General features: G+C 59.9%; 15 protein-coding genes, 2 tRNA genes and 1 pseudogene. 17 read left to right on the top strand and 1 reads right to left on the bottom strand.

Translation table 11 applies throughout. The features are described from left to right. Window positions 1-9: 9 nt before the first annotated feature. From carB to ACNFCJ_RS14350, 3 genes are read left to right on the top strand one after another with little or no spacing between them, the layout of a single operon-like run. Window positions 10-3,231, top strand: coding sequence for a carbamoyl-phosphate synthase large subunit (gene carB, locus ACNFCJ_RS14360; protein ID WP_416771994.1), 3,222 nt, complete (start codon window positions 10-12; stop codon window positions 3,229-3,231). Then, a complete protein-coding gene (gene greA, locus ACNFCJ_RS14355) occupies window positions 3,228-3,704 on the top strand; it encodes a transcription elongation factor GreA (RefSeq protein WP_143506221.1) in 477 nt (158 codons plus the stop codon). The genes carB and greA overlap by 4 nt, the downstream gene beginning before the upstream one ends. Continuing rightward, window positions 3,682-4,122 carry a DUF4149 domain-containing protein gene (locus ACNFCJ_RS14350; RefSeq protein ID WP_416771992.1) on the top strand — a complete coding sequence of 147 codons (441 nt, stop codon included), beginning with the start codon at window positions 3,682-3,684 and terminating at the stop codon, window positions 4,120-4,122. Before greA ends, ACNFCJ_RS14350 begins: the two co-directional genes overlap by 23 nt. A 26-nt stretch (window positions 4,123-4,148) precedes the next feature. Here ACNFCJ_RS14350 and yhbY read toward each other — a convergent pair whose 3' ends face one another. Further along, window positions 4,149-4,460, bottom strand: coding sequence for a ribosome assembly RNA-binding protein YhbY (yhbY, locus tag ACNFCJ_RS14345; RefSeq protein ID WP_017675336.1), 312 nt, complete (start codon window positions 4,458-4,460; stop codon window positions 4,149-4,151). 90 nt (window positions 4,461-4,550) lie between these two features. Between yhbY and ACNFCJ_RS14340 the strand changes: the two are divergent. From ACNFCJ_RS14340 to rpsO, 14 genes and pseudogenes are all read left to right on the top strand, one after another. After that, window positions 4,551-5,048 (top strand): annotated as a pseudogene (locus ACNFCJ_RS14340) (RlmE family RNA methyltransferase). A gap of 171 nt (window positions 5,049-5,219) precedes the next feature. Further along, window positions 5,220-7,133 carry an ATP-dependent zinc metalloprotease FtsH gene (ftsH, locus tag ACNFCJ_RS14335; RefSeq protein WP_416771990.1) on the top strand — a complete coding sequence of 638 codons (1,914 nt, stop codon included), beginning with the start codon at window positions 5,220-5,222 and terminating at the stop codon, window positions 7,131-7,133. Window positions 7,134-7,141: 8 nt separating this feature from the next. Then, a complete protein-coding gene (gene folP / locus ACNFCJ_RS14330) occupies window positions 7,142-7,993 on the top strand; it encodes a dihydropteroate synthase (RefSeq protein ID WP_273256243.1) in 852 nt (283 codons plus the stop codon). Between the two features lie 13 nt (window positions 7,994-8,006). After that, the gene (glmM, locus tag ACNFCJ_RS14325; RefSeq protein WP_416771989.1) at window positions 8,007-9,344 is read left to right on the top strand and encodes a phosphoglucosamine mutase; all 1,338 of its coding nucleotides are present in this window, start codon (window positions 8,007-8,009) and stop codon (window positions 9,342-9,344) included. A gap of 65 nt (window positions 9,345-9,409) precedes the next feature. Further along, window positions 9,410-10,165 (top strand): triose-phosphate isomerase, encoded by a 756-nt coding sequence (tpiA, locus tag ACNFCJ_RS14320; RefSeq protein ID WP_179574415.1) that lies wholly within the window; start codon window positions 9,410-9,412, stop codon window positions 10,163-10,165. Window positions 10,166-10,168: 3 nt separating this feature from the next. Further along, window positions 10,169-10,546 carry a preprotein translocase subunit SecG gene (gene secG, locus ACNFCJ_RS14315; protein ID WP_416771988.1) on the top strand — a complete coding sequence of 126 codons (378 nt, stop codon included), beginning with the start codon at window positions 10,169-10,171 and terminating at the stop codon, window positions 10,544-10,546. Between the two features lie 7 nt (window positions 10,547-10,553). Then, window positions 10,554-10,639, top strand: a tRNA-Leu gene (locus tag ACNFCJ_RS14310). A 97-nt stretch (window positions 10,640-10,736) separates the two neighbouring features. After that, window positions 10,737-10,813: transfer RNA gene (locus ACNFCJ_RS14305), tRNA-Met, on the top strand. 126 nt (window positions 10,814-10,939) lie between these two features. Further along, entirely contained in the window at window positions 10,940-11,398 is a 459-nt protein-coding gene (gene rimP, locus ACNFCJ_RS14300) for a ribosome maturation factor RimP (RefSeq protein WP_099526098.1), read from the top strand. Window positions 11,399-11,558: 160 nt separating this feature from the next. Then, window positions 11,559-13,040, top strand: a complete 1,482-nt coding sequence (gene nusA, locus ACNFCJ_RS14295) for a transcription termination factor NusA (RefSeq protein WP_143506227.1) — start codon at window positions 11,559-11,561, stop codon at window positions 13,038-13,040. Between the two features lie 27 nt (window positions 13,041-13,067). Further along, a complete protein-coding gene (infB, locus tag ACNFCJ_RS14290) occupies window positions 13,068-15,557 on the top strand; it encodes a translation initiation factor IF-2 (protein WP_416771986.1) in 2,490 nt (829 codons plus the stop codon). A 109-nt stretch (window positions 15,558-15,666) separates the two neighbouring features. Beyond that, window positions 15,667-16,059 (top strand): 30S ribosome-binding factor RbfA, encoded by a 393-nt coding sequence (gene rbfA, locus ACNFCJ_RS14285; RefSeq protein WP_143506229.1) that lies wholly within the window; start codon window positions 15,667-15,669, stop codon window positions 16,057-16,059. A gap of 3 nt (window positions 16,060-16,062) precedes the next feature. After that, window positions 16,063-16,983 (top strand): tRNA pseudouridine(55) synthase TruB, encoded by a 921-nt coding sequence (gene truB, locus ACNFCJ_RS14280; protein WP_416771985.1) that lies wholly within the window; start codon window positions 16,063-16,065, stop codon window positions 16,981-16,983. Between the two features lie 170 nt (window positions 16,984-17,153). Beyond that, window positions 17,154-17,423: a 30S ribosomal protein S15 gene (rpsO, locus tag ACNFCJ_RS14275; protein WP_004424394.1), complete on the top strand. Its 270-nt coding sequence runs from the start codon at window positions 17,154-17,156 to the stop codon at window positions 17,421-17,423. Window positions 17,424-17,581 lie beyond the last annotated feature (158 nt).

Genomic DNA, 17,581 nt, shown 5'->3' with positions numbered 1-17,581 from the left:
GTAACCGCTATGCCAAAACGTACAGATATCAAAAGCATCCTGATCCTCGGCGCCGGCCCCATCGTCATCGGCCAGGCCTGTGAGTTCGACTACTCCGGCGCCCAGGCCTGCAAGGCGCTAAAGGAAGAAGGGTTCCGCGTCATCCTGGTGAACTCCAACCCGGCCACCATCATGACTGACCCGTCGATGGCCGACGCCACGTACATCGAGCCGATCAAGTGGGCCACCGTGGCCAAGATCATCGAGAAGGAGCGTCCCGACGCCCTGCTGCCGACCATGGGTGGCCAGACCGCACTGAACTGTGCGCTGGACCTGGAGCGTCATGGCGTGCTGGAAAAGTTCGGCGTCGAGATGATCGGTGCCAACGCCGACACCATCGACAAGGCTGAAGACCGTTCGCGCTTCGACAAGGCGATGAAAGACATCGGCCTGGCTTGCCCGGTATCCGGCATTGCCCACAGCATGGAAGACGCTTACGGCGTCCTCGAGAAAGTCGGCTTCCCGTGCATCATCCGTCCGTCCTTCACCATGGGCGGCACCGGTGGTGGCATCGCCTACAACCGTGAAGAATTCGAGGAAATCTGCGCCCGCGGTCTCGATCTGTCGCCGACCAGCGAGCTGCTGATCGACGAGTCGCTGATCGGCTGGAAGGAATACGAGATGGAGGTGGTCCGTGACAAGAAGGACAACTGCATCATCGTCTGCTCCATCGAGAACTTTGACCCGATGGGCGTGCACACTGGTGACTCGATCACCGTCGCACCGGCCCAGACCCTGACCGACAAGGAATACCAGATCCTGCGTAACGCCTCGCTGGCGGTACTGCGTGAGATCGGCGTCGAAACCGGTGGCTCCAACGTGCAGTTCGGCATCTGCCCGAACACCGGTCGCATGGTCGTCATCGAAATGAACCCGCGTGTATCGCGCAGCTCGGCGCTGGCCTCCAAGGCCACCGGCTTCCCGATTGCCAAGATCGCCGCCAAGCTGGCTGTCGGTTACACCCTCGACGAGCTGAGCAACGACATCACCGGCGGGCGTACCCCGGCGTCGTTCGAGCCGGCCATCGACTACGTGGTGACCAAGGTTCCGCGCTTCGCCTTCGAGAAGTTCCCCAAGGCCGACGCCCGCCTGACCACCCAGATGAAGTCCGTCGGTGAGGTCATGGCCATCGGCCGTACCTTCCAGGAGTCGGTGCAGAAAGCCCTGCGCGGTCTGGAAGTCGGCGTTGCCGGTTTCGACCCGAAACTCGACCTGAACGACCCGGAGGCTGAAAGCACTCTGCGTCGCGAGCTGACCGTGCCCAGTGCCGACCGTATCTGGTACGTGGCCGATGCCTTCCGCGCCGGCAAGACCGTAGCCGAAGTGTTCGAGCTGACCCGTATCGACGAGTGGTTCCTGGTGCAGATCGAAGATCTGATCAAGGACGAAGCCACCGTGCAGACCCTGGGTCTGTCGGCCATCGGCCGCGATCTGATGTTCAAGCTCAAGCGCAAGGGCTTCTCCGATGCGCGCCTGGCAAAGCTGCTGGGGGTTTCCGAGAAGAGCCTGCGTGCTCATCGCCACAAGCTGAAAGTGCTGCCGGTGTACAAGCGCGTGGACACCTGCGCCGCCGAATTCGCCACCGACACCGCCTACATGTACTCGACCTACGAGGAAGAGTGCGAGGCCAATCCGTCGAGCCGCGAGAAAATCATGATTCTCGGTGGCGGCCCCAACCGTATCGGCCAAGGCATCGAGTTCGACTACTGCTGCGTGCACGCTGCGCTGGCCATGCGTGAAGACGGTTACGAGACCATCATGGTCAACTGCAACCCGGAAACCGTCTCCACCGACTACGACACCTCCGACCGCCTGTACTTCGAGCCGGTGACCCTGGAAGACGTGCTGGAAATCGTCCGTGTCGAGCAGCCGAAAGGCGTCATCGTGCAGTACGGCGGCCAGACCCCGCTGAAGATCTGCCGCGCCCTGGAAGAAGCGGGCGTACCGATCATCGGTACCAGCCCCGAGGCCATCGACCGCGCCGAAGACCGCGAGCGCTTCCAGCAGATGGTGCAGCGTCTGAACCTGCGTCAGCCGGCCAACGCCACTGCGCGCAGCGAAGATGAAGCCCTGGCTCTGTCGAAGAACATCGGTTACCCGATGGTGGTGCGTCCGTCCTACGTACTGGGCGGCCGGGCGATGGAAATCGTCTACCAGGAAGAAGAGCTCAAGCGCTATATGCGCGAAGCGGTGAAGGTCTCCAACGACAGCCCGGTGCTGCTCGATCGCTTCCTCAACTGCGCCATCGAGGTGGACGTGGATGCGGTGTGCGACGGCGAGACCGTGGTGATCGGTGCGATCATGCAGCACATCGAGCAGGCTGGCGTGCACTCCGGTGACTCCGCTTGCTCGTTGCCGCCGTACTCGCTGCCGATGCACATCCAGGACGAGATCCGCGAGCAGGTCAAGAAAATGGCCCTGGAGCTCGGCGTGGTCGGTCTGATGAACGTACAGATGGCCGTGCAGGGCGAGGATATCTACGTCATCGAGGTGAACCCGCGCGCCTCGCGTACCGTGCCGTTCGTCTCCAAGTGCGTCGGCGAGTCGCTGGCCAAGGTGGCTGCCCGCGTCATGGCCGGCAAGAGCCTGGCCGAGGCCGGTTACAGCGAGGAAATCATCCCGCCGTTCTTCAGCGTCAAGGAAGCGGTATTCCCCTTCGCCAAGTTCCCGGGCGTCGACCCGATCCTCGGCCCAGAGATGAAATCCACCGGTGAAGTCATGGGTGTCGGTGACAGCTTCGGTGAGGCCTTTGCCAAGGCGCAGCTGGGTGCCAGCGAGATTCTGCCGAACTCCGGTTGCGCGTTCATCAGCGTGCGTGAGGACGACAAGGCGGAAGCTGTTCAGGTCGCACGTGATCTGGTCGCGCTGGGCTTCGAGGTGGTTGCGACCGCCGGCACTGCCAAAGTGATCGAGGCTGCCGGCCTGCCGGTACGCCGCGTGAACAAGGTGACCGAAGGCCGTCCGCACGTGGTCGACATGATCAAGAATGATGAAGTCACTCTGATCATCAATACCACCGAGGGGCGTCAGTCCATCGCTGACTCCTACTCGATCCGTCGTAACGCCCTGCAGCACAAGATCTACTGCACCACCACCATCGCGGCGGGGCAGGCGGTCTGTGAAGCGCTCAAGTTCGGTCCCGAGAAGACCGTGCGCCGGCTGCAGGATCTGCATGCAGGAATCAAGGCATGAACAAGTACCCCATGACCGTCCAGGGCGCTCGCGCCCTGGAAGAAGAGCTGGCGCACCTGACCAAGGTGCGTCGTCCCGCACTGAGCCAGGCGATTGCCGAAGCTCGCGAGCTGGGCGACCTCAAGGAAAACGCCGAATACCACGCCGCCCGCGAAGAGCAGGGCATGGTCGAGGCGCGCGTGCGTGATATCGAAGGCCGTCTGCAGAACGCAGTGATCATCGACGTCACCAGCATTGAGCACACCGGCAAGGTGATCTTCGGCACCACGGTGGAAATCGCCAACGTCGAGACCGACGAAAGCGTGACCTACCAGATCGTTGGTGAAGACGAAGCCGACATCAAACAGCGCAAGATCTCCGTAGGCTCGCCTATCGCTCGTGCCCTGATCGGCAAGAGCGAGGGTGATGTGGTGGCAGTGCAGACCCCCAGCGGCCTGATCGAGTACGAGATTGTCGAAGTCCGTCATATCTAAACCGCAACAACCGTCGCGGGCGGCTGCCATAAGTTGGCAGCTGGCCCAGACTCTCTGGGTTGGCGGTTTGTGGTTGGTGCAATTCGTCATCCTGCCAGCTATCGGTCAGGTTGGCCTGGCACCGCTGCTGGTGGAGGTAATCGCTACGCGGCTGGTGCCGTTGCTGGTCGGCATGACGGCCGTATGCATTGCGCTGCAGGCCTTTGCCCTGTTGCGCAGTGATGGGCTATCGAGTCTTTGGCGAGATATACGCGGGCAGTTGTTGTTGACCGTCGCAGTCATGGCCCTGAGCTATTTTGCCGTGCTGCGTTACTGGCCCGATGCCGAGCGCCTGCTGCGTTTCAGCTATCTGGTGATGGCCTTTTGCGGGCTGTTACTGGTACTACAGCCCGTTCCGGGTAAATTGCGCGGCGCCTGACGTCTGACAGGCGCTGCACGCAGCCGTCAACCCTGATAACGAATGACGTTGGACAGGTTGCGATTCGGCTTGGGGTTCTTGCGATAGAGCAGGGCGACCTTGCCAATCGATTGGACCAGTTCAGCGCGTCCACTCTCGCACAGGGCTACAATGGCAGCCTGGCGATCCTCGCGTTCGGTGAGGCGCAGCTGTACCTTGATAAGCTCGTGATCGTTCAGGGCGCGGTCCAGCTCGGCCAGCACTCCCTCGGTCAATCCATTGTCAGCCACGATCAATACAGGTTTCAGGTGGTGGCCGATAGATTTGAATTGTTTCTTCTGCTCTTGAGTGAGCGGCATAATCGTCAGTACCTAATTCGGTCAGGAAAACGGCGCTTATCTTACCCGAGCCTGCGCAGTTATTCATGACCCGTTGAATCCGAGGTTTCAGTGGCACGTTCCAAGACCAGCCAGCGTTGGCTGAAAGAACATTTCGACGATCCTTACGTGAAGATGGCGCGGAAGGACGGCTATCGTTCGCGCGCCAGCTACAAGTGGCTGGAAATCCAGGAGAAGGATCGCATCCCTGATGTCACCTTCATTCAGGGTGACTTCACCGATGACGCGGTCTTCGCGCAGATTCTCGAGGCCATCGGTGAAAATCCGGTAGGCCTTGTTATTTCCGATATGGCCCCCAATATGAGTGGGGTAAGAACTGCCGATCAGGCGCGCGCCATGTAATTGTGCGAGCTGGCGCTGGATCTGGCCAGGCGTGTATTGCGTCCGGGCGGTGATTTTCTGATCAAAATCTTCCAGGGTGAAGGTTTCGACGCTTGTCACAAGCAGATGCGTGAGACCTTCGACAAGGTACGGATGCGCAAGCCGCTGTCCTCGCGTGATCGCTCCCGTGAACAATATCTGCTGGCGCGTGGCTTTCGCGGGGTGTGATTGATACTGGTATCGACCCTGTCGGTCTCAGTGGCAGAAACATCATAAAGGGTTACAGACGGCGCCTGCGGGACGCGGGCGTTTGGTGTAAGTTAGTCGGTATATCATTGGTCGTCATGGGAAGCCCGCTTCGCCACGAGGCCTGCTTCAGAGGGTAGCTAATTGAACGACATGGCAAAGAATCTGATCCTGTGGCTGATCATCGCGGCGGTGCTGGTTACCGTGATGAACAACTTCTCCAGTCCGAGCGAGCCGCAGACCCTGAGCTACTCGCAATTCATCGAGCAGGTGAAGGAAGGGCGCGTCGAGCGCGTCATCGTCGACGGCTATGTGATCACTGGTAAGCGTACCGATGGCGAGGGCTTCAAGACCATTCGGCCGGCGATCCAGGATGGTGGCCTGATTGGCGACCTGATCGATAACAACGTGGTTATCGAAGGCAAGCAGCCTGAGCAGCAGAGTATCTGGACTCAGTTGCTGGTGGCCAGCTTCCCGATTCTGGTGATCATCGCGGTATTTATGTTCTTCATGCGCCAGATGCAAGGTGGGGCTGGCGGCAAGGGCGGGCCGATGAGCTTCGGCAAGTCCAAGGCGCGCCTGCTCTCTGAAGATCAGGTCAAGACCACCTTCGCCGACGTTGCCGGTTGCGACGAGGCCAAGGAAGAAGTCAGCGAGTTGGTGGAATTTCTCCGCGATCCAGGCAAGTTCCAGCGTCTGGGCGGTCGTATCCCGCGCGGTGTGCTGATGGTCGGCTCGCCAGGTACAGGTAAAACCTTGCTGGCCAAGGCCGTGGCTGGCGAAGCGAAAGTGCCGTTTTTCACCATTTCCGGTTCCGACTTCGTGGAGATGTTCGTTGGTGTGGGGGCCTCCCGCGTTCGCGACATGTTCGATCAGGCCAAGAAGCACGCCCCTTGCATCATCTTCATCGACGAGATCGACGCTGTTGGTCGCCACCGTGGCGCCGGCATGGGCGGCGGTCATGACGAGCGTGAGCAGACCCTCAACCAGTTGCTGGTGGAGATGGATGGCTTCGAAATGAATGACGGCATCATCGTCATCGCTGCCACCAACCGTCCGGACGTTCTCGACCCTGCGCTGCTGCGTCCTGGCCGGTTCGACCGCCAGGTGGTCGTTGGTCTGCCGGATATTCGTGGTCGCGAGCAGATTCTGAAAGTGCACATGCGCAAGGTGCCGATGGGCGACGACGTCAATCCGGCTGTCATTGCACGTGGTACTCCGGGGTTCTCCGGTGCCGATCTGGCCAACCTGGTAAACGAGGCTTCGCTGTTCGCAGCCCGTGCCGGCAAGCGCCTGGTGGAGATGAAGGAATTCGAGCTGGCCAAGGACAAGATCATGATGGGCGCTGAGCGCAAAACCATGGTCATGTCCGACAAGGAGAAGCTCAACACCGCTTACCACGAGGCGGGCCACGCCATCGTCGGTCGCCTGGTTCCCGAGCATGATCCTGTCTACAAGGTTTCCATCATTCCGCGCGGTCGTGCCTTGGGAGTGACCATGTTCCTGCCGGAAGAAGACCGTTACAGCCTCAGCAAGCGCGCTTTGATCAGTCAGATCTGCTCGCTGTTCGGTGGCCGTATCGCCGAGGAAATGACCCTGGGCTTCGACGGCGTTACCACGGGGGCTTCCAACGACATCATGCGCGCCACCCAGCTGGCCAAGAACATGGTCACCAAGTGGGGCCTGTCCGAGAAGCTGGGCCCGTTGATGTATGCGGAGGAGGAAGGTGAAGTCTTCCTGGGTCGTAGCATGGGCAGCCAGGCCAGCAATGTTTCCGGTGAGACTGCCAAGCAGATCGACGAGGAAGTGCGCCGTATCATCGATGAATGCTACGACACGGCCAAGAAGCTGCTGGTAGAGAACCGTGACAAGCTCGATGCCATGGCCGAAGCGTTGATGAAATATGAAACCATCGACGCTGAGCAGATCGATGACATCATGAATGGTCGCGAGCCCCGTGAGCCGCGCGGCTGGGGTGGTGGTGACGACTCAGGTGCTCCGCAGGCCAAAGTCGACGAGCCAGACCGCTCTGAAAAGCCCATTGGTGGGCCGGCGGCCGAGCACTAAGGTTTCATATGTCTCAAGCGCAACACCCGAGCCGGCTACCCTGTGGTAGCCGGCTTCTTGATTTGTCCCGTCCGCAGGTGATGGGCATCCTCAATGTCACTCCTGATTCTTTCTCCGACGGTGGGCGCTTTACGGCGCGCGATGCTGCATTGCGTCACGCCGAGCAGATGGTCGCCGCAGGTGCGACGCTGATCGATATCGGTGGTGAGTCCACCCGCCCGGGCGCCCGAGCCGTTTCTCCGACCGAAGAGCTGGAGCGGGTTGCGCCAGTGGTCGAAGCCATCGCCCGTCAGCTCGACGTGATCATTTCCGTGGATACCTCGACGCCCGCAGTCATGCGCGAAAGTGCCAGGCTTGGTGCGGGGCTGATCAATGATGTGCGTTCGTTGCAGCGTGATGGTGCTCTGGATGCGGCGGCAGATACTGGTTTGCCGGTCTGTCTGATGCATATGCGTGGCGAGCCCGGCAACATGCAGGATGATCCGCAATATCCGGATATCGTCGCTGAGGTGCGTGATTTTCTCGCCGAGCGCATGGCCGTCTGCACGACAGCCGGTATTCCCGCTGAGCGGATCCTGCTCGATCCGGGCTTTGGTTTTGCCAAGACCCTGGAGCACAATTTGCTCCTGTTCAAGCGCATGAGTGAGCTCTCTGATCTGGGGCGCCCATTGCTGGTCGGTGTTTCGCGCAAGAGCATGATCGGTAAGGTGCTCGGTCACGAGGTTGGCGGTCGACTCTTCGGTAGTTTGGCATTGGCGGCCCTGGCATTGACCAAGGGTGCAAATATTTTGCGTGTGCACGATGTAGCCGAAACGGTGGATGTGGTGCGCATGATCGCTGCGGTTGAAGCGGCGCAATAACAAGGAAAGCGTTATGACTAGAAAATACTTCGGCACCGACGGTATTCGTGGCCGCGTTGGCCAGTTTCCCATTACTCCGGATTTCATGCTCAAGCTCGGCTGGGCCGCTGGCATGGCGTTTCGCAAACAGGGTAAGTGCCGCATTCTGATCGGCAAGGACACGCGTATCTCTGGCTACATGTTCGAGTCCGCCCTCGAGGCGGGGCTGGCTGCCGCGGGTGCGGACGTGCAACTGCTCGGGCCGATGCCGACGCCGGCCATTGCCTATCTGACGCGCACTTTCCAGGCCGATGCCGGTATCGTCATCAGTGCTTCGCACAATCCGCATGACGATAACGGCATCAAGTTCTTTTCCAGCGAAGGCACCAAGCTTCCGGACGATGTCGAGGCGATGATCGAAGAGTTGCTCGATCAGCCGATGACCGTGGTGGAGTCCGCCGGGATCGGCAAGGCCTCGCGGATCAACGACGCCTCCGGTCGCTACATCGAGTTCTGCAAGGGCAGCGTGCCTAGTGGCGCCAGCTTCAAGGGGCTGAAGATCGTCCTCGATTGCGCTCATGGTGCTGCCTACAAGGTGGCGCCGAGTGTATTCCGCGAGCTGGGTGCAGAGGTTCGGGTCATTTCGGCTCAGCCTGATGGGCTCAATATCAATGATGCTTGTGGCTCCACGCACATCGCTGCGTTGCAGGCTGAAGTGGTCGCGCAGCGGGCGGACCTGGGCATTGCCTTCGATGGCGATGCTGATCGCGTGCTGATGGTTGATCAGTACGGTGCGGTGGTCGACGGTGATGAGTTGTTGTTCATCATTGCGCGAGACCTGCAGGAGCGTGATCGTCTGCGCGGCGGTGTGGTTGGCACGCTGATGAGCAACCTGGGGCTGGAGCTGGCTCTGGCAGATCTGAACATCCCATTCGTTCGCGCCAATGTGGGCGATCGCTATGTGATCGCTGAATTGCTGGCGCGCAATTGGCAGCTTGGTGGCGAGAACTCTGGGCACCTGGTGTGCTTCCAGCACACCACCACCGGCGATGCGATCATTGCCGCTCTGCAGGTGCTGATGGCGCTCAAGCGTCGTGGCCAGAGCCTGGTCGAGGCGCGCAGCGATCTGAAAAAATGCCCGCAGATATTGGTCAATGTGCGGTTTTCCGGTGCGCTCGACCCGCTCGAGCATCCGTCCGTTAAAGAGGCTTGCGCGCGGGTGACCGAGAGCATGGCAGGGCGCGGTCGCGTACTGCTACGCAAGTCCGGCACCGAGCCATTGGTGCGGGTAATGGTCGAGGGTGACGATGAAGGCTCGGTTCGCGGCTATGCCGATGAATTGGCTAAGATTGTTGCTGAAGTCTGTGCTTGATTGAGCTTGCTACCGAGGGTGCTCTTGGGTAACATCTGCGCCCTCTTTGATCGACGAGGCAAAACATGCGTCGCACCTTAGTCGCCGGTAACTGGAAAATGCACGGTACCCGCGCAAGCGTCGCAGAGCTGATCGAAGGTGTACGTCAGCAGGTACTGCCTGCTGATGTCGATGTTGCAGTGTTTCCCTCCAGTCTGCATATCGCTCAGGTTGTCGAAGGCCTGAAGGGTAAAGCAGTGAAGGTTGGAGCTCAGGATTGCGCGGCGCAAGTAGAGCAGGGCGCCTTGACTGGTGAGCTGGCGGTTAGTCAGTTGGTCGACGGCGGTTGTGAGCTGGTGCTGGTTGGTCACTCGGAGCGTCGCCTGATTCTGGGTGAAAGTGACGAAGTGGTCGTGCGCAAGTTTGCAGCGGTGCAGGCTGCAGGTTTGACTCCCGTGCTCTGTGTGGGTGAAACCCGCGAGCAGCGTGAAGCGAATGCAACGCTGGGTGTGGTAGGTGGCCAGTTGGCCGCAGTGATCGACGCGCTGGGTGTCGATGCGCTGAAAAACGCCGTAGTGGCCTATGAGCCTGTATGGGCCATTGGTACCGGGTTGACCGCTACGCCTGAGCAGGCTCAGGAGGTGCACGCAGCGATCCGTGCGCAAGTTGCGCTGCTCGATGCTGGTGTCGCGAGTGGGTTGAGAATTCTTTATGGCGGCAGTGTAAAGGCCGCCAGTGCTGCTGAGTTGTTCGGCATGCGGGATATCGATGGGGGGCTCGTAGGTGGTGCCTCTCTGAATGCGGATGAATTCGGTGCGATCTGTCGCGCTGCAGGAAACTGAAGAATGCTGGAAACAGTCATTGTTGTTTTGCACCTGATGGGTGCGATCGGGATTGTAGCGCTGGTGCTGTTGCAGCAAGGTAAGGGTGCTGACGCAGGTGCGTCGTTCGGTTCGGGTGCTTCGGCAACTGTATTCGGAAGCCAAGGTTCCTCTACCTTTCTGAGTAAGTTTACTGGTATACTAGCCGCGGCTTTTTTCATTACCAGCTTGGGTTTAGCGTACTTTGCTAAAGAAAAAGCTGATGCACTGACTCAGGTTGGTCTGCCAGATCCGGCGGTTCTGGAAGTTCAACAAAAACCGGCTGTCGAAGATGTGCCGGTGCTCGAAGAGCAAGCTCCAGCATCCGATGCTTCGGATGTGCCGGGGGCTCCAGAGCAGTAACAGTTTTGCCGAGGTGGTGGAATTGGTAGACACGCTACCTTGAGGTGGTAGTGGCCATAGGCTGTAGGGGTTCGAGTCCCCTCCTCGGTACCATACTCAAGAAAGCCCGCAGTTCGCGGGCTTTCTTGTTGCTGGAGTGTTTGGTTGACCCTCGCCAGGGGGTGGCCGTATAATTTCGGCCCAGCTTTGACGCGGGGTGGAGCAGTCTGGTAGCTCGTCGGGCTCATAACCCGAAGGTCGTAGGTTCAAATCCTGCCCCCGCAACCAGTTTCAGAAGCCCCTTTTCAGGGGCTTTTTGTTAGCTGAAACACAGTGTCCGCAGCGTTATCGCGGGCAGACGGGATGGGCGTTTCGCCCATTTTTTATTTGCACAGCATGCACGAGGGCCGTTAAGTGTCGAGCAAGCTAGAACAGTTGCAGGCCTTGTTGGCCCCAGTAATCGAGGCGCTCGGTTACCAATGTTGGGGCATCGAGTTCCTGTCGCAGGGGCGTCATTCGCTGCTGCGTGTCTATATCGATAAAGCCGATGGCATTCTTATCGATGATTGTGAAATCGTCAGCCGTCAGCTCAGTGGTGTACTCGATGTCGAGGATCCGATTACCTCGGAGTACACACTGGAAGTTTCTTCTCCTGGCATGGATCGTCCGTTGTTCACCATCGAACAGTTTGCGACGCATGCCGGTGAACAGGTGAAGATCAAGCTGCGTTCGCCTTTCGACGGGCGTCGTAACTTCCAGGGCCTCCTTCGCGGTGTGGAGGAGCAGGACGTGGTAGTTCAGGTGGATGACCACGAGTATCTGTTGCCGATCGATCTGATCGACAAGGCCAATATCATCCCCCGATTTGATTGATATGCGGATTTTGTGGCGCGGCTGAACTGCCGATTTTCGGCGCAGCGCAAGCGACACAGATGGCGCGAAGGTAGCGCGGCCGCTCACGACGATAGCGCCAATGGCGTGAACGTGACGCGGACTGCGCAGAACCAATGGATTGCGAAAGGCGAGGCGTACGATGAGCAAAGAAGTACTGCTGGTTGTTGAGTCGGTATCCAACGAAAAGGGTGTACCGGCCGGCGTGATTTTCGAGGCGCTGGAGCTGGCTCTGGCGACTGCCACCAAGAAACGTTTCGAGGACGAGGTCGACCTGCGTGTGTCGATCAACCGTCAGAACGGTAGCTACGAAACTTTCCGGCGCTGGACCGTGGTCGACGAGTCCGAGTTCGAGGACCCTGCCTACCAGGTGACCGAGGATATGCCGCAGGCCGTTGAGGCCAACGCCAAGATAGGTGCCGTGCTCGAAGAGAAGGTCGATTCCATCGAATTCGGCCGCATCGCCGCGCAAACTGCCAAGCAGGTCATCGTGCAGAAAGTGCGCGAGGCCGAGCGTGCCCAGGTGGTAGACGCCTACCGCGAGCGCCTGGGTGAGATCATCTCCGGCACCGTGAAGAAGGTCACCCGCGACAACGTCATCGTTGACCTGGGTAACAACGCCGAGGCGCTGCTGGCCCGTGAAGACATCATCCCGCGCGAGACTTTCCGCGTTGGTGTGCGTCTGCGTGCCCTGCTCAAGGAAATTCGTACCGAGAACCGCGGCCCGCAGCTGATCCTGTCGCGTACCGCTCCGGAAATGCTGATCGAGCTGTTCCGCATCGAAGTACCGGAAATCGCCGAAGGGCTGATCGACGTCAAGGCCGCCTCCCGTGATCCGGGTTCGCGCGCCAAGATCGCGGTGCGCTCCAAGGACAAGCGTATCGACCCGCAGGGTGCCTGCATCGGTATGCGTGGTTCGCGCGTCCAGGCCGTTTCCGGCGAGCTGGGCGGTGAGCGCGTTGATATCGTGCTGTGGGACGACAACCCCGCGCAGTTCGTCATCAATGCCATGTCGCCGGCTGAAGTGGCTGCGATCATCGTCGATGAAGATGCCCATGCCATGGACATCGCCGTTGGCGAAGACAACCTGGCCCAGGCCATTGGTCGTGGCGGTCAGAACGTGCGTCTTGCCAGTCAGTTGACCGGCTGGACGCTGAACGTGATGACCGAAGCGGACATTCAGGCCAAGCAGCAGGCAGAAACCGGCGACATCATGCAGTCCTTCATCGACGAGCTGGAAGTCGACGAAGAGCTGGCACAAGTCCTGGTTGAAGAGGGTTTCACCAGTCTCGAAGAGATTGCCTACGTACCCATGGAAGAAATGCTCAGTATCGACGGCTTCGACGAGGAGATCGTCAATGAGCTGCGTGCACGGGCCAAGGATCGTCTGCTGACCAAGGCGATCGCCAACGAGGAGAAGTTGGCCGATGCCCATCCGGCAGATGATTTGCTGGAACTGGAAGGCATGGACAAGGCGCTGGCTCTGGAGCTTGCGCTGCGCGGCGTGATTACCCGTGAAGACCTGGCCGAGCAGTCGATTGACGACCTGCTCGACATCGACGGCATCGACGAAGAGCGTGCCGGCAAGCTGATCATGGCCGCCCGAGCCCATTGGTTCGAATAAGCGGTTGCGGCCTGAGGAGAAAGATGCATGACGCAAGTCACGGTGAAAGAACTGGCCACAGTGGTCGACACCCCGGTTGAACGCCTGCTGCAGCAGATGCGTGAGGCTGGCCTGTCCCACGACAGTGCCGAACAAGTAGTGACCGATAGTGAGAAACAGGCCCTGCTGGCCTATCTCAAGAGCAGTCACGGCGACAAGGTCGAAGAGCCGCGCAAGATCACCTTGCAACGCAAGACCACCAGCACGCTGCGCGTTGCTGGTAGCAAGACTATCAGTGTTGAAGTGCGCAAGAAGAAAACCTTCGTCAAGCGCAGCCCGGAAGAGCTCGAAGCCGAGAAGCAGCGTGAGCTGGAAGCTCAGCAGGCAGCTGCCGAGGCCGAGCGCCTGAAGGCCGAGGAAGACGCCAAGCGCAAGGCCGAAGAAGAGGCCAAGCGTCAGGCGGCAACTACTACCGCTACCGATACTGCCGCACCTGCTGCTGCGCCGACGCCTGTCAGCGAGCCGGTGGTTGCCGCTCCGGTCATCGAAGTCGAGCGCAAGAAAGAAGAAGTACGGCGCCCCGAGAAGGCACGCTCTGATGAAGACGAGCGTCGCGACCGCAAGCACACTCAGCATCGTCCTGCCACCAAGGAGAAGGCGCCGGCTCCGCGCGTCGCTCCGCGTAGCGTCGATGAAGAAAGCGACGGCTTCCGTCGTGGTGGCCGCGGCAAGTCGAAGATGAAGAAGCGCAACCAGCATGGCTTCCAGGCTCCGGCCGGTCCGGTGGTGCGTGAAGTGGCCATTGGCGAAACCATCACTGTGGGCGATCTGGCTCAGCAGATGTCGGTCAAGGCTGCCGAAGTGATCAAGTTCATGTTCAAGATGGGCACCCCGGCTACCATCAACCAGGTGCTGGATCAGGAAACTGCCCAGCTGATCGCCGAAGAGTTGGGCCACAAGGTCAAGCTGGTCAGCGATACCGCCCTGGAAGATTCCCTGGCCGAGTCGCTGAAATTCGAAGGTGAAGCCGTATCCCGTGCTCCGGTTGTGACCGTAATGGGTCACGTTGACCACGGTAAGACCTCGCTGCTCGACTACATTCGTCGCGCCAAGGTGGCTTCCGGTGAAGCGGGTGGCATCACCCAGCATATCGGTGCTTACCACGTGGAAACCGAGCGCGGCATGGTCACCTTCCTCGACACCCCCGGTCACGCCGCGTTTACCGCGATGCGTGCACGCGGTGCCAAGGCGACTGATATCGTCATTCTGGTCGTCGCTGCTGACGACGGCGTGATGCCGCAAACTCAGGAAGCCGTACAGCACGCGAAAGCGGCTGGTGTGCCGATCGTGGTTGCAGTGAACAAGATGGACAAGCCGGAAGCCAACCCGGACAACATCAAGAACGGCCTGGCCGCACTGGATGTGATTCCGGAAGAGTGGGGTGGCGACGCGCCATTCGTACCGGTTTCCGCCAAGGCCGGTACCGGTATCGACGAGTTGCTCGAGGCCGTGCTGCTGCAGGCTGAAGTCCTCGAGCTGAAAGCCACTCCGTCGGCCCCGGGTCGTGGTGTGGTGGTCGAATCGCGTCTGGACAAGGGCCGTGGCCCGGTAGCCACCGTGCTGGTTCAGGACGGTACCCTGCGTCAGGGCGATATGGTGCTGGTCGGCGTCAACTATGGGCGCGTGCGCGCCATGCTCGACGAGAACGGCAAGCCGATCAAGGAAGCCGGTCCGTCCATTCCGGTCGAGATCCTCGGCCTCGATGGTACGCCGGATGCCGGTGACGACATGACCGTGGTCGCCGACGAGAAGAAGGCCCGCGAAGTTGCCCTGTTCCGTCAAGGCAAGTTCCGTGAGGTCAAGCTGGCCCGTGCTCACGCCGGCAAGCTGGAAAACATCTTCGAGAACATGGGCCAGGAAGAGAAGAAAACCCTCAACATCGTGCTCAAGTCCGATGTGCGTGGTTCTCTGGAAGCCCTGCAAGGCTCGCTCAGTACCCTGGGTAACGACGAAGTGCAGGTGCGTGTGGTCGGTGGCGGCGTCGGTGGCATCACCGAGTCCGATGCCAACCTGGCGCTGGCTTCCAACGCCGTGCTGTTTGGCTTCAACGTCCGTGCTGACGCTGGTGCGCGCAAGATCGTCGAGGCCGAAGGCCTGGATATGCGCTACTACAACGTCATCTACGACATCATCGAAGACGTCAAGAAGGCGCTCACCGGTATGCTCGGCAGCGATGTTCGCGAGAACATTCTGGGCACCGCCGAAGTGCGTGACGTATTCCGTTCGCCGAAGTTTGGCGCGGTTGCCGGTTGCATGGTCATCGAAGGTACCGTCTACCGCAACCGTCCGATCCGCGTGCTGCGTGAAGACGTGGTGATCTTCGAAGGTGAGCTGGAATCGCTGCGTCGCTTCAAGGACGACGTCGCCGAAGTGCGTAACGGCATGGAGTGCGGTATCGGCGTGAAGAGCTACAACGACGTCAAGGTCGGCGACAAGATCGAAGTGTTCGAGAAAGTCCAGGTGGCTCGCAGCCTGTAATCGCGAGTCGCAACACGCAACGCCCGGCCCCGCATTCGCGCGGCCGGGCGTTTGCCGCTTTTGAGTCCGCTGGCGAACAGGTAGCGGAGGAAGTAAAGGTAACTAGAAAATGGCCAAAGATTACAGCCGTACCCAGCGTATCGGCGACCAGATGCAGCGCGAGCTGGCCCAGCTCATCCGGCGTGAGGTCAAAGACCCGCGTCTGGGGCTGGTGACCATCACTGCAGTCGACGTCAGTCGCGATATCGGGCACGCCAAGATCTTCATCACTGTCATGGGGCAGGACGATGCCGAGGCGATCAAGGAGAGCCTTAAGGTGCTCAACGATGCGGCCGGCTTCCTGCGCATGCAACTGGGCAAGGCGATGAAGCTGCGCAGCGTGCCGCAGTTGCACTTCCACTACGATGAGAGTGTCCAGCGCGGTGCTCACCTCTCGGCGCTGATCGAGCGTGCCGTAGCGGAAGATCGTCTGCACGACGACACCGCAGGTTCCAAGGAGTAAGGCGTGGCGCAGGTCAAACGTATTCGCCGCAAGGTCGACGGCATCATCCTGCTCGACAAGCCGCACGGTTTCACGTCCAACGCCGCGCTGCAGAAAGTGCGTTGGCTGCTCAATGCCGAGAAGGCCGGTCACACCGGTAGCCTCGATCCACTGGCCACCGGTGTGCTGCCGCTGTGTTTCGGTGAAGCGACCAAGTTCTCCCAGTATCTGCTCGACGCTGACAAGGGCTACGAGACCGTCGCTCAGCTGGGCGTCACCACCACCACTGGTGATGCCGAAGGCGACGTTATCGAACGGCGCCCGGTGACCGTCGGTCGCGCCGAAATCGAGGCGCTACTGCCGCGTTTTCGCGGTGAAATCAAACAGATACCGCCGATGTACTCGGCGTTGAAGAAGGACGGTCAGCCACTCTACAAGCTGGCCCGTGCGGGTGAAGTAGTGGAGCGCGAAGCGCGTTCTGTTACTATTGCGCGCCTGGAACTGCTGGCCTGCGAAGGCGAGCGGGCCCGTCTGGCGGTTGATTGCAGTAAAGGCACCTATATTCGTACGTTGGTCGAGGATCTCGGCCAATTGCTGGGCTGCGGTGCGCATGTCGCCGAGTTGCGTCGTACCAAGGCCGGACCGTTCGATTTGACGCGCACCGTGACGCTGGAAGAACTGGAAGCTGCACACGCCGAAGGTGGTAACGAGGCGCTGGATCGCTTCCTGCTACCGGCCGATAGCGGTCTGCAGCACTGGCCTTTGCTGCAGTTCTCCGAGCACAGCGCGTTCTACTGGTTGCAAGGGCAGCCGGTGCGAGCGCCGGAAGCACCGAAGTTCGGTATGGTGCGGGTGCAGGATCATAATGGTCGCTTCATCGGCATAGGTGAAGTGAGTGACGATGGGCGTGTTGCCCCGCGTCGATTGATTTATACCGGTGCGTAGCACCGAACGATTCGGCCGAGATGGCTGAAAGCCTGATGCTGACGATGTCGTCATCAGGTACTGCGAGGGTGGCTGTTAGTAGGCACGGTCATACCTCTTTTTAAAACACGGGGAGCGATTCCCGGCCTATTGAGACTGCTTCGGCAGTTTCCAGATGAGAGGAAGCCAACATGGCACTCAGCGTTGAAGAAAAAGCCCAGATCGTTAACGACTACAAGCAAGCTGAAGGCGATACCGGTAGCCCGGAAGTGCAGGTTGCCCTGCTGACCGCCAACATCAACAAGCTGCAAGGCCACTTCAAGGCCAACGGTAAAGATCACCACAGCCGTCGTGGTCTGATCCGTATGGTTAACCAGCGTCGTAAGCTGCTGGACTACCTGAAGGGTAAAGACACCAGTCGTTACAGCGCCCTGATCGGTCGCCTGGGCCTGCGTCGTTAATAGACGCGAGCTGCACAAGTTGGAAGCTGGGAGTTCGGCGTCGCGGGTGGGGAGTGATCCTCACCTCGTGGCGCTGGGCTTCCAGCTTTTGGCTTTTCGAGGGATGCATCGGGTCCGACTCCCGCGCCTCTTTCCAATTTCCCCCAAGGCAACAAAGA

Source organism: Pseudomonas sp. NY15364 (genome assembly GCF_048068235.1).
GTDB lineage: Bacteria > Pseudomonadota > Gammaproteobacteria > Pseudomonadales > Pseudomonadaceae > Aquipseudomonas > Aquipseudomonas mendocina_D.
This window is presented reverse-complemented; position numbering and strand designations above follow the sequence as displayed.

Bases quoted from the DNA above. Each gene is read 5' to 3' on its own strand.
- carB (WP_416771994.1), top strand. From the start codon at position 10: ATGCCAAAACGTACAGATATCAAAAGCATCCTGATCCTCGGCGCCGGC.
- greA (WP_143506221.1), top strand. From the start codon at position 3,228: ATGAACAAGTACCCCATGACCGTCCAGGGCGCTCGCGCCCTGGAAGAA.
- yhbY (WP_017675336.1), bottom strand. From the start codon at position 4,460: ATGCCGCTCACTCAAGAGCAGAAGAAACAATTCAAATCTATCGGCCAC.
- ftsH (WP_416771990.1), top strand. From the start codon at position 5,220: ATGGCAAAGAATCTGATCCTGTGGCTGATCATCGCGGCGGTGCTGGTT.
- folP (WP_273256243.1), top strand. From the start codon at position 7,142: ATGTCTCAAGCGCAACACCCGAGCCGGCTACCCTGTGGTAGCCGGCTT.
- glmM (WP_416771989.1), top strand. From the start codon at position 8,007: ATGACTAGAAAATACTTCGGCACCGACGGTATTCGTGGCCGCGTTGGC.
- tpiA (WP_179574415.1), top strand. From the start codon at position 9,410: ATGCGTCGCACCTTAGTCGCCGGTAACTGGAAAATGCACGGTACCCGC.
- secG (WP_416771988.1), top strand. From the start codon at position 10,169: ATGCTGGAAACAGTCATTGTTGTTTTGCACCTGATGGGTGCGATCGGG.
- nusA (WP_143506227.1), top strand. From the start codon at position 11,559: ATGAGCAAAGAAGTACTGCTGGTTGTTGAGTCGGTATCCAACGAAAAG.
- infB (WP_416771986.1), top strand. From the start codon at position 13,068: ATGACGCAAGTCACGGTGAAAGAACTGGCCACAGTGGTCGACACCCCG.
- rbfA (WP_143506229.1), top strand. From the start codon at position 15,667: ATGGCCAAAGATTACAGCCGTACCCAGCGTATCGGCGACCAGATGCAG.
- rpsO (WP_004424394.1), top strand. From the start codon at position 17,154: ATGGCACTCAGCGTTGAAGAAAAAGCCCAGATCGTTAACGACTACAAG.